The sequence below is a fragment of the Streptomyces sp. NPDC042002 genome (assembly GCF_055588305.1).
Map to the genome: position 1 here is coordinate 1 of NZ_JBVJCT010000015.1, position 17,561 is coordinate 17,561.

Genomic DNA, 17,561 nt, shown 5'->3' on the forward strand with positions numbered 1-17,561 from the left:
GTCGTGGTGGCCGACGCCGCCTACGGCACCAACGCTCACCTGCGGTCCGCGCTGTCCGAGCGCGGACTTTCCTACGTCCTGGCCATCCGCTCGGATGTGAGCGCCCACTCCTTCGAGACCAAGCCCGTCGCTCCGGCCCGCAACGGGCCCGTCGGCTGCTGGCCCCAGCCCCGCTACCGACAGAAGGCACCGTCTGTGGCAACCCTGGCCGCCGGCCTCGGACAGGAGGCATTCACCCCGCTCACCTGGCGGAACGGCTCGCGAGGAGAGTTACGCTCCCGCTTCGCCGCCGTGCGGGTGCGCCCGGCAGGCAAAGCGGTCGAGCGTCCGATCAAGGCCACGGCCTCGGCAGAACAGGGCTGGTGGGACGGGATCCTGCCCGACTGCTGGCTGCTGGTCGAATGGCCCGCGGGTGCCGAGGCACCGACCGAGTACTGGCTGTCCAATCTGCCGGCCGACACCCCGGTCGCCGACCTGGTCCGTCTGGCCAAGGTCCGCTGGCGCATCGAGCACGACTACCGCGAACTCAAGCACGGCCTGGGCCTGGACCACTTCGAGGGGCGTTCCTGGCCGGGCTGGCACCACCACGTCACCCTCGTGACCGCCGCCCACGCCTTCCTCACCGAACAGCGCCTGGCCCCAAAAGCGCCCGGACCGGCCTCACCCTCTACCAGATCCTCGACGCCCTCCAGGACGTCCTGAGGTGCTGGACCGGCGTCTGCACCACCTGCCACCAACCCCTGCCCAGCGGGTCCCACTCAAAGCCAAGATCGAGACAGACCTAACGGAGTCCTATTAGGACCGTTACTTACATACCCTCAGCTGGGCAGCGCATTGAGATGCCCACGATCCCCAGGAAGGGTCGAATGCCATCTTGAGTCCATGTTGGCACTTGAGATGCAGCAACCTCATCAGAGTAAATCGAATGAGAGAAATGCTTATGGGTTGCCAATTCCCCAACCAGCTACAATTGGGACTATCGTCGCGCTAGCAGCGATGACCACCCAGGGTCAACCTGCCAGATGCGAGATTTGCCGCACCTGCTCCGCGCTCAGGTGCCGCACGTCCCAAAGCAGCGCGGCAGTGTCGATAACTTCCTCAGGATGCCTGCGGCTTGCCGAAATTTGCGGCATTCCCGTCAAAGAAGTCAGAACAGTGACTGGAACGCCAAGCACGGCCGCGAACCCTTCGAGAAGCTCAGGGTCAAGTTCCTTGACACCACGCCCTATTGCCCCAATGGTTGCAGCCGATAGATAAACATCAGACATCAAATACATCACCTTGGCCGCCGAAGACCATCCCAGATTTCGGAGGGCGAGCATTCGCACAAAAAGCGACCCGAAACCCGGAGGGTACTGCTCAAATGAGCGCATCTTCCTGGGGGGGGCAGTATGCGGTACCTCGGCCAGAGATCGGGCGTAGTCCCGCAATCGCCGGCGGCTGGAAGCGGGCAAGGTGAGTGCGCGCTGCACCAGTGCGGGGAGCGCACGACTGGCCGCCTCGTCGAAGTGCAATGCATCGTCCGGAAGAGCTAGACCCGCAACGAGGAAGAGGTCATGGCCCTGCATGCCGACCTGGCCCGCCAGTCGACTGAGAAATTCCTCGCGAGAGGGTTCTCCAGTATGAATTGGTGACGGCCCGCCGTTGGTGCGTTCGATGTCGCCTGCGGGACCGACCCCCTGAAAATGAGCGAGGCGCGCAAGGAGTACGTCGGGGCTGGGGTATGCCGGAAGTTCCATTGTTACCGCCACATGGAGATAGGTAGTCCTACGGGGTTTTCAAGCCCAATGGGGGCAGCCTCAACGAGACTGCCCCCACAAGCGTTCGCTAGTTCAGCGGTCTGTGTAGTTCCAGACATCGTCCGCGAAGTCCCACCCGTGCCCTTGAAAGGCTCTACGGGTTACATCAAGCAACGGTGTGTGCCCTGGAGAATCCGTCGGGCGATAGTGTCCGGAGAAATTTCGGACTTCACTGATCACACCATCTCCATCGACCTCGAACGTGCCTGCCATGAGCACCCCTTGACGGTCACCCAGGGCGGTGTGACCGGCATCCGGGTTGAGATCCCACATCGAATAGTCCTCCATTGCGCGCAAGGAACCATCCCGGCGAACAATGAAGTGATATGAACCCTCATCCAACGAGGCTCCGGCCGAAATCCCTGCATCCGCCGGTAGGGTTCCCTGGTCGGTGTGGTCGACGCCCTCGCGGAACGGCTCCCAAACTTTGTCTCCACCACAGGTGTTATGAACAAGGACCGGCGTGGTCCCTGCCAGCACATAGTACGTATGGAGCTGTTGAACCGTGAGGTTGTACATATCCGCTGCCGCCGAGCGGACCCGGACAGCAAGGACGGAGACATGCCGCTTGGTTGCCGTGTTCAGGACGTGGCCCGGCTTAAGGCGACCCGCTGCCACCCATCTGTGGTCGGTATCGTCCCAGAAGGGGTGGCGCGAGGTGGTGTGGACGATGGCGGAGTGATGTAGTGCTGTTTCGATCGACAGGTCGATCAAGTCGTGGTCATGGTTGACGAAGCGCGCAAGGACCACACGTGGACCCCGATGCTTTCCTGTCCGGGGGTCAGCTGCCTCGACTTGGTCACCATTTTTGATCTTTGCTATGGCTTTGGTCTTGCCGTGGGCCATCAAAACCAGGGTCGTGGGCGTGAAGCTGCACGCCACTCCGAGGAATGGGACATCATCCTCGGGAAATCTGCCACCACCGAGGGCCAAGAACGGCGCGGTGAATCCGTTATTCACTGCCGCCTTGTAGGCATTCGAGTCGGTATCCGCTCCCGCTTTCTTCGCCAATTTGTCGTACGCTGCGCTCGACGAGTCAGAGCTACTGCAGGCACCCGAGAAGATCCAGCACGCCGGATTTGCGAAGTCGCTTATCTTATCAAGCCCGTTGGCTACGCCGGCGAGCTCACCCGCGATGATCGTCGTCACGCTGGGATGTCCGTGGGACTGCATCGGGACCGTGATCCCACCGCACGGGTTGAGCAGGACGAAATAGCACCCACCGCCGCCACCGCCGCCGCCACCGCCACCGCCACCGCCACCGCCACCGGATGTGTCGTGACTGCTTCCGTCGTAGTCGGGCGACTGAGGGTCGTTGTGCGACTTGTAGGTCCCGTAGGTTCCATTACTGCCGGAGCAGTAGGAGCTCGGGTAGCACGATTCGAGGCCGGTCGGGTCACTGTTGGTGATGGGGTTGTCGGCGGCATAGGTGTAGCCGCCCAGTTCCTGCGGGTTGGTGGCTTCCAATATGGAGTCGACGCTGATGAAGCGGCCCAGGGTGGGGTCGTACTTGCGTGCGCCGACGTCGGTGTAGCCGGTGGTGGTGTCCTGGGGTTTGCCGAGGTACGAGTGGGTGGGGTCGGGCCAGTTGGTGGCGTTGGCGCTGGTGCGTGGCTGGCCGTAGGGGGTGTACTGCTGGCGGGCGACCTGCTGGGTGGTGGTGTCCATCGAGAGGGTCGCGGTGCCGTGCGGGTCGTTGAACAGGTACTTCAGACCCCCGCCGGTGAGGCTGGAACGGACGGCCATGGGGGTCCCGTTGCCGCCGTGGGAGTAGGTGCGAACGGCGCCGAGGAGGACGTTGGGGGTGACGCCGGTGTTGACGATGATCTGGGTGTCGCCGGCGAAGAGGGTGGTCTGGCCGGGGTCTCGGCGGATGAGCTGGTTGCCGTCGGCGTCGTACAGGTACTTGGTGGTCGTGGGGCTGGAGCCGCTGGTGTCCACCTGGGCCAGGTGGCCCTCGTCGTCCCAGGTCAGGGTCTGGCCGGGGCCGCTGGTGGGGGTGCGGGTGTGCAGGTTGCCGTTTTCGTCGTAACCAAACGTCGTGGGGTTGGTGCCGCCGGTGGTGGCGGTCAGGGTGTGGGGCTGGGCGCCGGTGGAGTTGCAGTTGGCGGTGCAACCGTTGGCGTAGGTGGTGGTGACGGAGGTGCCAGAGCTGCCGATGGCGTGGTCGACGCCCTGTTGGCGGTTTCCGATGGCGTCGTAGCTGAAGGACTGCCAGTAGGAGCCGGGCGTTGTGGTGAGGGTGCCGGCCGTGGGCGGGTTGGCGGTGCAGTTGTCTTTGCCGGTCCAGGCGTCGGTGAGTCGGTTCAGGGCGTCGTAGCTGTAGCACTGCTGGTCGGTGACGGTGTTGCCGGTCTCCGACTGCTGGTCGGTGATGGAGGTCGGATTGCCGGAGGCGTCGTAGGCGTACTTGGTGTCATCGACCGTCGGACCGGGTGCCTGGGTCCGGCTGATGAGGCGCTCGGTCAGCCGGAGGGTCTGGTCGTCGTAGTGGTAGGTGGTCGTGGCCGGGTTGGTCGAGGCGCCCTGGGTGACCTGGGACAGCGCCCCGTAGTCCGTGTAGACGGTCCCGTCGACGTAGATGTTGGCGCTACTGCTGGTTCTCGTAGGGTTGCCCAGCACGTCGTGCTCATAGGCGATGGTCTCGTTGTTCAGCCCTTGGGCGCGCGGGTCGCTCTGTGTCGCCGGCAGCTGGTCCCTGACGGTGTAGGTGTACGTCGTCGTGTAGGTCGACGGCAGCGGCGTCTCGGAAGCCGGCAGGGTGATCGTCGTGCCGGTCGGCTTGCCGAGAGTGGTGTAGCCGGTGGCGGCGACCGTGTAACCGCCCGTCACACCCTGGACATAGCGGGTGGAGGAGGTCGGCAGGCCGATGCGCTTCGTGTCGTACAGCCAGGAGGCGAACTGGAAGTTGGACTTCGACTTGTCGCTACCGGTGAGTTTGCGGCCCAGGAGGTCGTAGGTGTAGTCGAGTTCGATCTGCTTCGCGTCGTCGGTGCTCGACACGAGGTTGCCTGCGTCGTCGTAGCCGTAACTGCTCTTGCCCGCGTCCGGGTCGTTCTGGGACTTCTTGCGTCCGAGCAGGTCGTAGTCGGATGTCCACGCCGTGTGGTCGGGTCCGGTGACCTGGTGCTGCTGGCCTGCGGCGGTGTAGGCGTAGGTCGTGGGTGAGGTGGTGCCGCCGGTGGTGGTGAATCCGGTGGCCGCAGTACCGGAAACGGTGGGAGCGGCTGTGTACTGGTCCAGTTCGGTGGTCTGACCGCGTGCGTTGACGACTGTTGTGGTGGCGACACCGCCCTTGGGAGGCAGGATGGTGGTCTTGTCCCCTGTATAGGCGGTGGTCGTGGTCCAGGTCTTGGAGCCGTTGTGCTCTTCGGTGACCAGGCCGGCGCGGCCGAGTCCGTCGTGGTCGGTGACGGTGGTGTCGGGGATGGTCACCTGGGAGACTGGAACGAGCGTACTGACGGGGTTGCCCGCGACGCTGTAGGCGTTGTTGGTGTCAACGGTCCAGCCATGCGAGTCGTACTCGATGTCGCTGACCGTGGTGCTCGTGTTCTCCGCGGTCGCCTGCGTCTGCAGGGGGCGCAGCATGGCGTCGTACAGCGTTTCGCTGGTCGAGTAGCTGCCGTTGTCCAACAGGGTGTTGGTGGCGACGACCGAGGGGCCCGTCTGGGACAGGTTGTAGGTGTAGGTCGTGTTCGCCGGTGCGCTGTTGGCCTTGCTCTCGTTTGGCAGCCAGACGGCCGTGCGACGGCCGAGCGCGTCATAGGTTAGCGAGGTGAGAAGGCTGGCCGTGCTGATGTTGGCTGTGGGCAGGGCTCGAGCCGGGTCCATGGTGCTGCTGGTGACGTGGCAGTCCTTGGAGCTGGCCGTACTGGTGGTGCAGGCAGCCCCGGGGGTGACCTGGGTGGCGGTGACGACGCTGGTCGGGAGTTCTCCCGTTGCGGGGCTATAGCCGGTAACGGTGCTCTGGGACAGGCTGGTGCCGTCGGGGGCGGTGGAGTGGGGCGTACGGACGATCAGCGTGCTGCGTCCGTAGCCGTCATAGGTGGTCGCCGCCTCGTCGACGAACGCGGTCGCCGTGGCGCCGGTGGCGGCGGACGCCTTCTGGACGAGGGTGACGTCTCCGGTCTTGGGGAGCGCCGGGTTCTGCTGGCCGTCTCCGTCGTAGGCGAAGGCGTTCTTGTCGTAGGAGGTACGGACGTCGGAGATCAGGGTGCCGCCGGGAGTCGCTCCGGCGGCGGAACAGTCCTGGTCGGTGGCAATGATCTCGGCGGGCACAACCAAGGTGTCCACCGCACCAGTGAGGTAATGGGTGTAGGCACACTTGGCGGCGTTGTCGCTGTCGGCGGTCTCGCCGCGGTCGTCGATCTGCGCGGGCATCCCGGTCGTCGACTTGCCCAAGGTGGTGTTGTAGAAGGTGTCGGTCTCGGTCTTGCGCCAGCCGTAGGAGACCTTCTGCCGGCTGAGGCTCTTGGCGGTGCGGACCATCTGCGCCGTCAGGCCCGGCAGGCCGCTGCGGTTGCGGCTGGCCGTGGGGCCGATGATCGTGGGCACGGTGACGGTGGCTTTGTCCAGGCTTCCGGTGGCGCTGGTGTACGTGTCGGTCTCGAAGACTTGTCCGGCCAGCGCGTTGCTGTCCGCTACGGACGTGGCGCCGTCCTGGCTGGTGAGCGCGGGCACCGAGCGGGTCTTGCTGCCGGGCAACGTGTCGCCGTTCATGCCCAGGAAGTAGTACGTCTTGCTCAGCGTCTTCTGGTCGAAGACCTTGGCGCCGTCGGTCAGGTGGAAAACACTGGGATCACCGGTGGTGACGTCCACCTCCGGGTAGCCACGGAACTGACCCCAGGTCCGATTTTTGGCCTTGACGACCTCGTTGTCGTCGTGATGCCATCCCGGATTGCCCTTGTAGGCGTAGTCCGTTTCGAGCTTCGGCTGGGTGCCGTCCTGGTAGGAGTTGTGCGGGTCATCGGTGACGATCGACGTGACCTTGTACTTGTAGAACCAGTCCATCATCGGTGCCGGCTGCCCGTACGGGGTCCAGTACACCGGGAAGCACGACAGCGTGTTGGTCGACGCGAACGTCTGGGCGGCTGCGTCCGTCGGGTCCGTGGGGTCACTGGCCGGGGCGCTGGAGCAGTTGGGCCGGTCGTAGGTGACAGTGGTCTGTGCGCCGGTCTCGCTGGTGACCGTCTGGATGCGGTCGTGGTACATCAGCGGCATCTGCGGGATGGTGCCCACACGGTTGGGAAGTTGCAGGGGCGGATCGAAGCTCACTGCCGGTGTGGAGGTGCTGCCCGACGCGCCGCCCAGGGTGTCCAGGCCAGTTCGTTTGATGGAGTCCAGCCACAGGGTGGGGGCGTGGTCGCCGCCGTCGGGGAAGGACTGGGTGAAGGTGTACTTGTCGACCTGCTGGGTCGCTCCGCCCGTCTGGATCTGCGTGGTGATCGACGTCAGGCGCTTGCGCGACCAAAAGCTCGGACCGTGGTTCGTACAACTCGCCCCGGAGGTGCAGTTCAAGTCGATCGGCACATCCGGCCAGTACGCGGCGTTGGCGGGGGTGAACTGGCTGTCCGCACAGGTGTTGCCCGACGGAGTGCCGGGGATGCACCGCTCTCCCGTGGTGTCGAAGAGGATCTGCTCCGGCGCCGTACCCGAGTAGATGCTCGTGGAGGTCATGCCGTAGTCGATGCGCGACAGAGTGCCGCCGCGGGTGTAGGACACCGCGGTGTCCTTCAGGTCCGCACCGTAGTAGCCGGTCTCAGGCGCGTAGTACCAGGCGGTGGCGTTGTCGTGCAGGTCCACCGCGTAGTCCAGGTTGAACCGGTACCCGAGCGTGCAGGAGGTGGCGGCGAAGTCCGTGCTGTCCGGGCAGTCGGATACGCCGGCATGTGCGTGGTAGACCGGCTCGCTCCACACGGACTTGGTCTCGCCCTTGCCACTGGTCCAGCCGGGCAGGCGGTTGAGGCCGAAGAAGTACTGCAGGCCCCCCTCGGTGACCTTGAAGTACTCACCGTTCTTGGTGCCGTTCGTGCCGCCGGACAGGTCCTCGATCTTGATCGTGGAGTTGTCGTCGGCGGGACGGAAGTTCTTGGTGGCGTCGTCATAGACGATGTCGGTGGACGCACCGTTCAGCGACAGGGTCAGGATCTGTCCCGCCCAGCACTGATCGCCGTCGTCTTTCGGAGCACCGGATGAAGAGTCGTCGCTGCACGACTTGTAGGTACGCTCGACGTAGTTCTCAGTCGACGTCCAGCCGTCACCCAACCACGACGACTGATTGTTCGTCCCCTCGGTGAGCGCGTCCTGACCTGCGGAGCTGTACGACAGGCCCACTTGAGGCGCTGCCCCACCGATTGCCGAAGGCACCGTGATCGGGTAGCTGTAGGTGAACGCGCCCGTGTTCCCCGAGGTCGACCAGGAGCCGCCCGGTGACAGAGCGGTTGCCGAGTAGTCACCGGATGAGCCGGAAGCACCTGCGGTCGCGGCCATGACAAACGTCGCGTTGAGTGCACTCGCGGCCGAGTGTGAATGGACAAGCGCGGCCGAGGCAGCGCCCGGGCCCGGAACGGTGACCTGCGCGGACAGCGGTGTTCCCGGGGCGGTGCGCACCGCGGTCTGCGTCTGGCACCTGGCCAGCTTCGGCGTGGTCAGCGCGCAGGCGGGCAGCTGGACCAGGTGCAGGCGCGAGGCGAAATCGCCGCCGAAGGCATAGCGGAACGAGGAGTCGTCCACCTGCAACGGGATCTTTCCGCTGCCGGGGCCGGTGCGGTGCAGCGTGAACAGGACACCGTGGACACCGGCGGCTCGCGCGGCTTTCTGGTCCAGCATCGTCACGCGCACTCGCTGCGAACCGGTGACCGACGGGAGCCGCGAACCCGTGGCGGCACCGAGCAGAACGGGTGTGTTTCCGGCCCGTACCTGCGGCGTCTTGGCGATCAGGCTCGCGAAGGCAGGCGCGTTGGGAAGAGTCACCACGGCGCTGCCCGGGGCGGGCAGCTTCGTCTGCCCGCCGGGGTCGAAATGTTTGAATTTCTTGGAAGATAAGCCCCGCTTGGGCCAGGGGCGGGCCAAGGGGACCCGCTTGGTGTGCGGAGCGGCGGGAGCCGCCATGTTCCGCTTCACCGGCGTGGCCGCCGCGGCTACACCGACGGGCAACAGGCTCACCACCAAGGCGCCCGCCATCACTACCGCCGTACGACGAACCCTCCGAGCAGCCCAAGCCGCCCGACCGCGTCTCCACCCCGAAATCCGCGCCATGCCGTGTCTCCCCTCCCCGGCCCCGAACCGCCCAAGTCCCTTTCGACTTCAGCGATTTGAGTGCACGCCAAAACGGAGGCACACGTCGATCAAGCCCCCCGCAAGGAATCACGCTAGGACCTGAGGCCGCATGTCCAGGCAAAGGATTCTCCGGGGTAAGGCAAAGGGGGCGCACAGACTCGAACACAAGTTCACATCTATGCGTCAAAAATGGACTCAACATGGTCACTTGGCGACCAACTGGCGCTGGACCCGGCTCACACCGGCCCCAGAGAATGCACGGCGGCGCGGGGCCCACGGGGGGAACCGCATGAACCTGCGAAGGACCCCAACTTCAATGTCCGCTTCCCGCATACCTACGTGTGCGTCGAGACCGATCGCCGCTGCCGTCATCGCGGCCATGGCTGCCGGTTCGCTGGCCGCTGCGGCACCGGCTCACGCCTTATCGAGCACACCGGCCGCATCTCAACAGGCCGCGTCCCCGAGCGACCGTCCGACATCCGCCGCCGGGCGCCTCAACCCTACGGAGTCGGCGTCCGCGCAGGCGAAGGCTACCGGCAAGCCAGTGACCGTCGACTCGCTCACCGGCAGCGCAACGGAAGTGGTGGCCAACCCGGACGGCACCTTCACCCAGACCGATTCCTCCATGCCGCAGCGTGTGCAGCAACAAGGGAAATGGGTCCCCATCGACACCACTCTGGTGCGGCACGCAGACGGGACCTGGGCACCGAAAGCCGCCGTCACGCACGTGGCCTTCTCCAACGGCGGCTCCGGCGCGCTGGTCACAATGCGTGACGGAATTGACAAGCTGGGATTCTCCTGGCCGGGCGCACTCCCCAGACCGGTGATCTCCAAAGACACCGCCACCTACCCCGAGGTGCTGCCAGGAGTCGACCTCCAGCTGACCGCGGACGCCTCCGGCTACTCCTCGATCCTGGTGGTCAAGACCTCCAAGGCCGCAGCCGATCCGCGACTGCAACGCCTCGCGTGGAACACCACTTCGACCAACCTCAAGCTGGCCGCCACCTCAGACGGCGGCGCGCAGGCCCTCGACAACCGCACCGGCAAGACGCTGTTCCACAGCGACACCGCGCTGATGTGGGACAGCACCGGCCAGAAGACAGGTGGCACTGGCCGTGCCCGGACAGCAACCGTCTCCGCCGCACGAGCCGAGCACGCCGCGGCGGCCAAGGTCGGCCGGCACCGTTCCCGCGTCCATGTGACCTTCAAGCACGGCAAGCAGCTGCTGGGCCTGGACCAGAAGTTGCTCACCGCCAAGAGCACCACCTACCCGGTCTACGTGGACCCGGAGTGGAGCGGCAGGCCCTCCCAGCTGGACTGGGCGCGGATCTCCGACAACGGTTGGAACGTCTACAACTCGACGTCCACCTCGGGGGCGACCAACGCTCGTGAGGGGTGGGACAACTCCTCCCCCGGCAACGGTGAACGGGCCCGCACCTACTACCAGATGAACACGAGCGGCATCAAAGGCGCCGTAGTCACGCATGCCTCGCTGTACGTGAAGCAGCTCTCCGCCGCCTCCTGCTCGGACACCCCGGCCGCCGTCTACGGCACCGACCGCCCCGCAGGCTGGAGTTCGTCGTCGCTGTACTGGGGCCATGAGCCCGGCGGACGCACTGGCTCGCTGGGCACCAACCCCAAGAGCCACGAGGCCGGCACCTGCCCGGTCACCGACGGTGCCAACTCCTGGGTCAGCCCGCCGTCACTGGAGTTCGACGTGACCTCCCGGGCCCAGAGCGCGGCGGCCGGCGGCTGGAAGAGCATGACGCTGATGGTCCAGTCGCCCGACATGAACGACGCGACCCAGTGGAAGCAGCTCGCCTACGGCGGCGGCGCCACCATGTCAGTCACCTACAGCTACCGCCCCAGGCTCAAGAAGGGCACCGGCACCCCGGCCATCAAGCCGTCCATCGTGAGCATGGGCAAGACGATGACCACCACCCACACGCCGACGCTGTCCGCGCGAGCGGTCGACCCCGACCTGGCGGGCGGCAGCGAACTGGTGCGCATCGAGTACGACGTCTACAACTCCTCCGGCACCCTGATCCACCAAGGCTTCGGCCCCAGCACGGACTCGAAGAAGCGCGCCCGGTACAACACCAACGGCAGCGACTGGACCACGTCGAGCCTGCCGGACGGCACCTACACCTGGAAGGCCACCGCACAGAACGCGGCCGGCTACTGGGTGGGCCCTGGCTCGGGCATCTGGACCAAGACGCAGACGTTCACGGTGGACACCAGCGCGCCCCCCGCGCCCACGGCGACGTCAAGTCAGTTCCCGGCCAAGCAGATCGGTGCCGCCTTCGGTGACAAGGGCACCTTCACGCTCAGCAACAACCACACCAACAACATCACCGGCTATCTGTTCGCCCTGGACGCCACCCTCGGCAACACGGTCTACACCACCAGCACCACCCACTGGACCACGAGCACGACGCTCGTGCCGGGCCACATCTACTACGCCACTTCGGACAACGGCCCCGGCACCGGCACCGCGGTCCTCAACGGCAGCGCCTCCCCGGCTTTCGCCCCGGCCAAGGCGGGACCGCACACGCTCTACGCCAAGTCCGTGGACCAGGCAGGCTCGACGTCCATCTCCCAGACGAGCTACGCCTTCTACGCCGGTACCAGCACCCCGACCTACGCCTACGGCGACAAGATGATCGCCGGCTGGACGGCGACCAACACCGACGGCACGACCACCGCCGTGCCCAAGGCGACCACCACGTCCAAGGGCGGTCAGCTGATCAGCCAGGCGGCTTTCAGCGGCTACGAGTTCGCCGACGGCTACCAAGCCATGCTGGCCAACAAGAGCACCACCTCGAAGGTGGTCAGCGGTGACAGCGCGACGTTCGGCTTCGACATCCCCAAGGACGGTCCCTGGAGCTTCGGGGCCAATCTGACCCGGGCCAAGGACTACGGCATCTACAACCTGGTCCTGGACGCGGGCAAGCCCACCCAGGCCACCCTGCTCAGCGGCTTGGACGCCTACAACTCGTACACCACCACCCGGTTCGTCAACCTCGGCATCCCCAAGGACTCGAACGGTCAACTGCTCACCCTCAAACAGGGCGCGCACACCCTGACCCTCACCCTGACCGGCAAGAATCCCAGCTCCAGCGGCTATCAGGCCGGACTCGACGTGCTGCGCCTCGCACCCGCGCTGACCTGCGCGATGAACAGCACCGGCAGCTGCCTGAACAACACCGCGACCAGCACCTTCACCACGACGACCAGCACGGCCGACGCCGACGGCTCCGGCAACAGCATCAACTCCGCCGACCTGACCGGCACTTCCGGCTGGCAGAGCGGCAAGTCGGTGACCGTCGACGGTACGGGCATCGCGCTGCCGAAGTTCGGCACCGGCACCTACGACAACATGCTGGCCTCCGGGCAGACCGTCACCGTGCCGGGCAGCGGTGTGGTGAACACCGGTGACGCCGTGGTCTTCCTGGCCTTCGCCACCGGCGGTGCGGCCAAGGGCGCCACCGGCACCATCACCTATGCCAAGAACAACTGCCTGGACCCGACCGGCGCCCCCGCCGACCAGTCGTACACCCTGGACACCGTGCCCGACTGGCTGAGCGGCCCCGCCTCCGCGGCCACGCTGACCCTCGTCCACCAGAACCACAGCAACAACACCCAGACCAGCCCCAGCCCCGGACCGAAGGTCTACGCCGTCAGCGTCCCGCTGACCTGCCCCGGCTCGGTCATCAGCAGCGTCTCCATGCCGCTGTTCACCAACGGCGTCCAGGCCGGCCAGCCGACCCTGCACATCCTGGGCATGGGCGTACGGCCGCTGACCGTCACAGGCAACGGCACCCAGCACTGGGTCGGCACCTGGTCCTCCGTCCAGGACACCGCCAAGGTGACGCAGTCCGGCGGCAGCGCAGCCACCGTCAACGGACAGACGCTGCGCATGCCGGCCCACGTCAGCATCGGTAGCGACGACGGCAACGGCGTCCGCGTCCACCTGTCCAACGCCATGGGCAGCAGCCCGGTGACCTTCGACGCGGCCTCCGTCGCCCTCCAGGACAGCACGGCGGGCGGTGCCACGGCGACCGGGGCACCGGTACCGCTGGCCTTCGGCGGCGCCGTCACCGTCACGATCCCGGCGGGCGGCGACGTCACCAGCGACCCGGTGACCGTGCACGTCGACCAGCAGGCGACGGTCCTGGTCAGCCTGCAGGTGCACGGCTCGGTGTCCGCGCTGCCGGGCCACGCGGCGGCCCAGACGCCTGTGTGGGTCAGCGACGCGGCCAACCGCACCGGCGACACCGCGGCCACCAAGTTCACGCAGACCACGTACACCGGTCTGCCGTACCTGGCCGGCATCGACGTCACCACGCCCGTCTCCGCGCCCACCGGCTCGCTGGTCCTCTACGGCGACCAGAGCGTCAACGGCGACACCGCGAGCGGCGACGGTCAGCACCACCTCAGCGACGCCATCACCGGCGCCATCGTGGGCGACCCCAACGGGGACTCCTCGGTGGACTACGGCGTGCTCAACGCAGGCACCAACAGCACCAGCCTGAGCAACAACCTGCTGCCACAGGGCACGTACAGCGACACCCCGATCAATGCGCTCAACCCGCTGGACCGCAACGTACTGGCGCAGGGAAACGTGCGTACCGTGCTCGTCTCCACCGGTGCCGCCGACCTGCTCAACTGCACCGGCACCGCCGACGCCTGCGCCACCGGTGTCGAGCAGGGACTCGCCGCGATCAACAGCGAGCTGAACTCGTACTCCACCGACGACGGACAGGCCTATATCAACGGGCAGCCGGTCACCGAGAACTCCAACATCACCGTCTACCTCACCACCATCGCGCCGTTCACCGCCGCCCACCCGGGCACGGCGACCCAGGAATCCGCACGTGAGGTGGTGAATCAGTACCTGCTCGACAACTTCCCCACCCAGGTCATCGACTTCGCCGCGGCGGTCTCCACGGACGGCACGGCCATCTCGTCGACCGTGAAGGCGGCGGACCTCTCGAGCGGCAACCCGTCGAACACGTACTACGACGACCTCGCCGCCCTCTACCTCAGCGACACCAACACCCAGGTCGTCGGCATCGCGCCGAACCTGATCGTCCCGGAGGCCACCGGCAGCGACACCCCCGACAACGAGTGGGAGCTGGCCGCCGACGGCACCGACGCACGCGGGGACAACCCGCTCACCGCGGTCGGCGGGGCGACCTTCGGCTCGACCGGACCCGACGCGGTCAACGCCCCGGCCACCGCCACCTCCTTCGACGGCAGCACCGGCTTCCTGGAGAGCGACCACACCGTCGTCAACACCCTCGCCGACTACACCGTCTCCGCCTGGGTGAAGCTCGACTCCACAGACAACCCGGCCACCGCCATCTGCGAGGGAACCAGCCAGCACCAGGCGTTCTACATCGGCTACGACCGGGGCAACAAGGGTTGGATGTTCCAGACCACGACCACCAACGACGACAACTCAGACTTCCCCACCGCGGAAGGAGACAACAACACCGGGGCCGTGGGCACCTGGACCCACCTCCTGGTCACCTACACCGCACCCGTGGACGGCGACGACAGCAGCGGCGGGATGTCCATCTACCAGAACGGCACCCTGATGGGAACCGCCACCAACCTCACCCCGCAGTACGACTCGTCGATGCCCCTGACCGTCGGCGGCTGCATCAACGACCCCGCCGCGACCTCGCCGTACAACGCGTTCCCCGGCTCCGTCTCGGACGTGCAGGTCTACCCGTACGCGATGCCGGCGAGCCAGGCCGACGCGGCCAGCGTGATCGTGCCGGCCGGCTGGGACAAGGGCATGCCCGAGGACGAGTGGAAGCTCGGATCGAACGGCACCGACACCGCCTCCCTCAACCCGGTCACCGCCACCGGCGGCACCACCTACGGCAGCGACGCGCCGAGCGGGCTGTCCGGCAGCGTCGCCTTCGACGGCAGCACCGGCCTCCTCAAGAGCAAGCAGAGCGCGGTCAACACCCTCGGCGACTACACCGTCTCCGCCTGGGTGAAGATCAACTCGGCCCTCGGGACCACCGCCGTCTGCCAGGGCACCACCCAGCACCAGTCCTTCTACCTCTCCTACGACAAACCCAGCGCCGCCTGGATGTTCCAGACCACCACCACCAACGACGAAAACTCCGACTTCCCCACCGCGGAAGGAGACACCAACTCCGGCCCGGTCGGCACCTGGACCCACCTGGTCGCCACCTTCCGGGCACCGGTCCCGGGGGACTCCACGACCGGAAACATGGCCCTCTACCAGAACGGCTCCCTGGCAGGGACCGCCACCAACCTCAGCCCCCAGTACGACTCCTCCCTCCCTCTGACCATCGGCGGCTGCGTCAACAGCGCCTCCGCCACCACCCCGTACCTGGCCTTCCCCGGCTCCGTCGCCGACGTCCACGTCTACCCGCGGACACTGTCGGCGACCGAGGTCAGTGCACTGCGCTGACCCGCACAGCCGGGCCCCTGCCGGTTCATCACGGCTCGGTAAGCCAGGTGTTCCCAAGAGGTCGAAGGCCCCCGCCGCGGGGCGAATTCGAGGGAGGATTGCAATACCGCTGGTCAGCTGGCTGGGTCAAGTAGCTGAGTGAGGCGCTCGGCTGGGGTTTCCCAGCCGAGCGTTTTGCGTGGGCGGCTGTCGAGTTCGGCGGCCACGGTCTCCAGGTGCTCGGCGGTGTGGCCACTGGCGGAAAGATGACACACCGTCGCCGTGGCGCGGCAGCACCGGCACACTGCGACGGCGATGATGCGAAGCTCTGCTGGGGCGAGTGAGCTGTTCTAACACCTCCGAAGAGATGTTTCTGCAGGTCAGGGCCCTATTGAGGCGGGGCGGGTGGGACTCGAACCCGCGGCGACGGATTATGCGCCCTTCGAGGATCTTGGCGGGCCTTGTCGATCAACGCTCATCCATGACGTTTCCGCAGGTCAGATGGGGTTATCCATGAGACGCTCCTCTGCCTTTGTCAGTCTGTTCCTGTGTCGCGTCGGCGGCGGTACGGCAAGGGCGTGACGCTAAGACAGCTTCGAGGGGCGCGCACATGAGTGCAGCGGCGCAGGCAGGCTGAAACACGCGTGCAGTGTCCTCCGCCTCTTCGGTCGACCTTGTACGGACACCGCACGAAAAACCCATACGGGCCGAGTCGCAACCCGGACACTGCCAGAGGGCAGCGAATTGACCTGATCCCCCTGGCTACCTGAGCGTGAACCCGCTTCGCGCGGCGCCCCGGCGCAAGGTGAGGTTGCCGAGCACCATGCTCTCGGCGGTGGCGATCATCACCAGAAGTGGGAGAAGGCCGGGGACTGTCGCAAACTCGACGGCGGTGGCGCCCCGTCCAGGGCGATCAGGACACACGTGCGGACGGTGACGCCGGTGTTGCTGGCGAGAGTGGCGTCAGAGTGCGGCCGAAAGTCTGTTCTGCGCCCACTCAGGCCGAGGGCCCAGGGCATCTTTACCTACTCCCCGAGCTGCGGGGTCGGAAGGTCCAGCCGGCCCGGATCGACCTCGTCTCCTCGCGATCATCGAGCGAGGAGCAGGTCCGTTGACGCCCCAGATCAGCGTCGTGGCCGTACACGAGAAGTCCAGCGCCCCTCAGGGGCCGTCATCTGTCGGGACCGTTTCCTTGGCTCCTCAAGACCCCAGCCAGGCGTACTCAGCACAGAGCTACAACCCCAGACCGTCGCCGCATGAAACGTCCTGAGCCGCACGCAGACGACTCGACAGGGAACGCCTCCGAGGCGCTCCCCGGTGCCTCCGGCCTCAGGATGGCCTCAATACATGGCCCTGCCGCAGCAGAGCAGACCAAAACCCGTCTCACGGGCTGCACATCCGCATGCGTCCATGCAGCTCAGAAGAGGTACCAGCCGACGCAGACGAACCCGGCGCCGAACTCGCGAGCAGCAGATCCAGTCCGCTCAGGCAAAGTTGACGCTCCGACACCCAAAAATGAACGTTTCCGCAGGTCAGGGACCTGCACAGGTGGGGCGGGTGGGACTCGAACCCACGGCCGACGGATTATGAGTCCGCTGCTCTAACCGGCTGAGCTACCGCCCCGTTACGGCGCGCCGCGCACATTTGTGCGCGCCGTCTGCCGCAGCATAGCCGCTCATACGATCTCCTGCTTCGGATGGTCGGCATCGCGCGACCATGACGACTTCGGCATGCCCTGAGCGGCTCCCGCGGACATGAAAAAGGACCCCGAGGGGCCCTCTTTCGTTGCTCTCCCGACTGGACTCGAACCAGTAACCTGCCGGTTAACAGCCGGCTGCTCTGCCAATTGAGCTACAGGAGATCGAGCTCCCCCGACTGGACTCGAACCAGTAACCTGCCGGTTAACAGCCGGCTGCTCTGCCAATTGAGCTACGGAGGATTGATCTTTGCATCGAACGCACCTACCTGGGTATTCGCCAGGAAGCGTGCTCCCGCTGCGACACATACATTAGCGCAAGCAGGGGGGTGCTCCGCCAATCGGTTCCCTC

4 protein-coding genes and 3 tRNA genes are annotated in these 17,561 nt (G+C 66.2%); 2 read left to right on the forward strand and 5 right to left on the reverse strand.

Translation table 11 applies throughout. From position 1 onward, the window contains the following. On the forward strand, positions 1–702 hold a 702-nt coding region (locus tag ACZ6KY_RS22400; RefSeq protein WP_469312054.1), incomplete at its 5' end, for an IS701 family transposase. Positions 703–1,010: 308 nt separating this feature from the next. Here the strand turns inward: ACZ6KY_RS22400 and ACZ6KY_RS22405 are convergent. Both ACZ6KY_RS22405 and ACZ6KY_RS22410 read right to left on the reverse strand, forming a co-directional pair. Continuing rightward, entirely contained in the window at positions 1,011–1,739 is a 729-nt protein-coding gene (locus tag ACZ6KY_RS22405; RefSeq protein WP_469312055.1) for a hypothetical protein, read from the reverse strand. Positions 1,740–1,832: 93 nt separating this feature from the next. Then, positions 1,833–8,981: a polymorphic toxin-type HINT domain-containing protein gene (locus ACZ6KY_RS22410; RefSeq protein ID WP_469312056.1), complete on the reverse strand. Its 7,149-nt coding sequence runs from the start codon at positions 8,979–8,981 to the stop codon at positions 1,833–1,835. Positions 8,982–9,621: 640 nt separating this feature from the next. Here ACZ6KY_RS22410 and ACZ6KY_RS22415 point away from each other — a divergent pair. Continuing rightward, positions 9,622–15,534 (forward strand): LamG-like jellyroll fold domain-containing protein, encoded by a 5,913-nt coding sequence (locus tag ACZ6KY_RS22415; protein WP_469312057.1) that lies wholly within the window; start codon positions 9,622–9,624, stop codon positions 15,532–15,534. 1,528 nt (positions 15,535–17,062) lie between these two features. Here the strand turns inward: ACZ6KY_RS22415 and ACZ6KY_RS22420 are convergent. The 3 genes from ACZ6KY_RS22420 to ACZ6KY_RS22430 form a co-directional block, all read right to left on the reverse strand. Then, positions 17,063–17,136, reverse strand: a tRNA-Ile gene (locus ACZ6KY_RS22420). A gap of 165 nt (positions 17,137–17,301) precedes the next feature. After that, positions 17,302–17,374 (reverse strand) — tRNA-Asn (locus tag ACZ6KY_RS22425). A gap of 5 nt (positions 17,375–17,379) precedes the next feature. Continuing rightward, positions 17,380–17,452 (reverse strand) — tRNA-Asn (locus ACZ6KY_RS22430). Positions 17,453–17,561 lie beyond the last annotated feature (109 nt).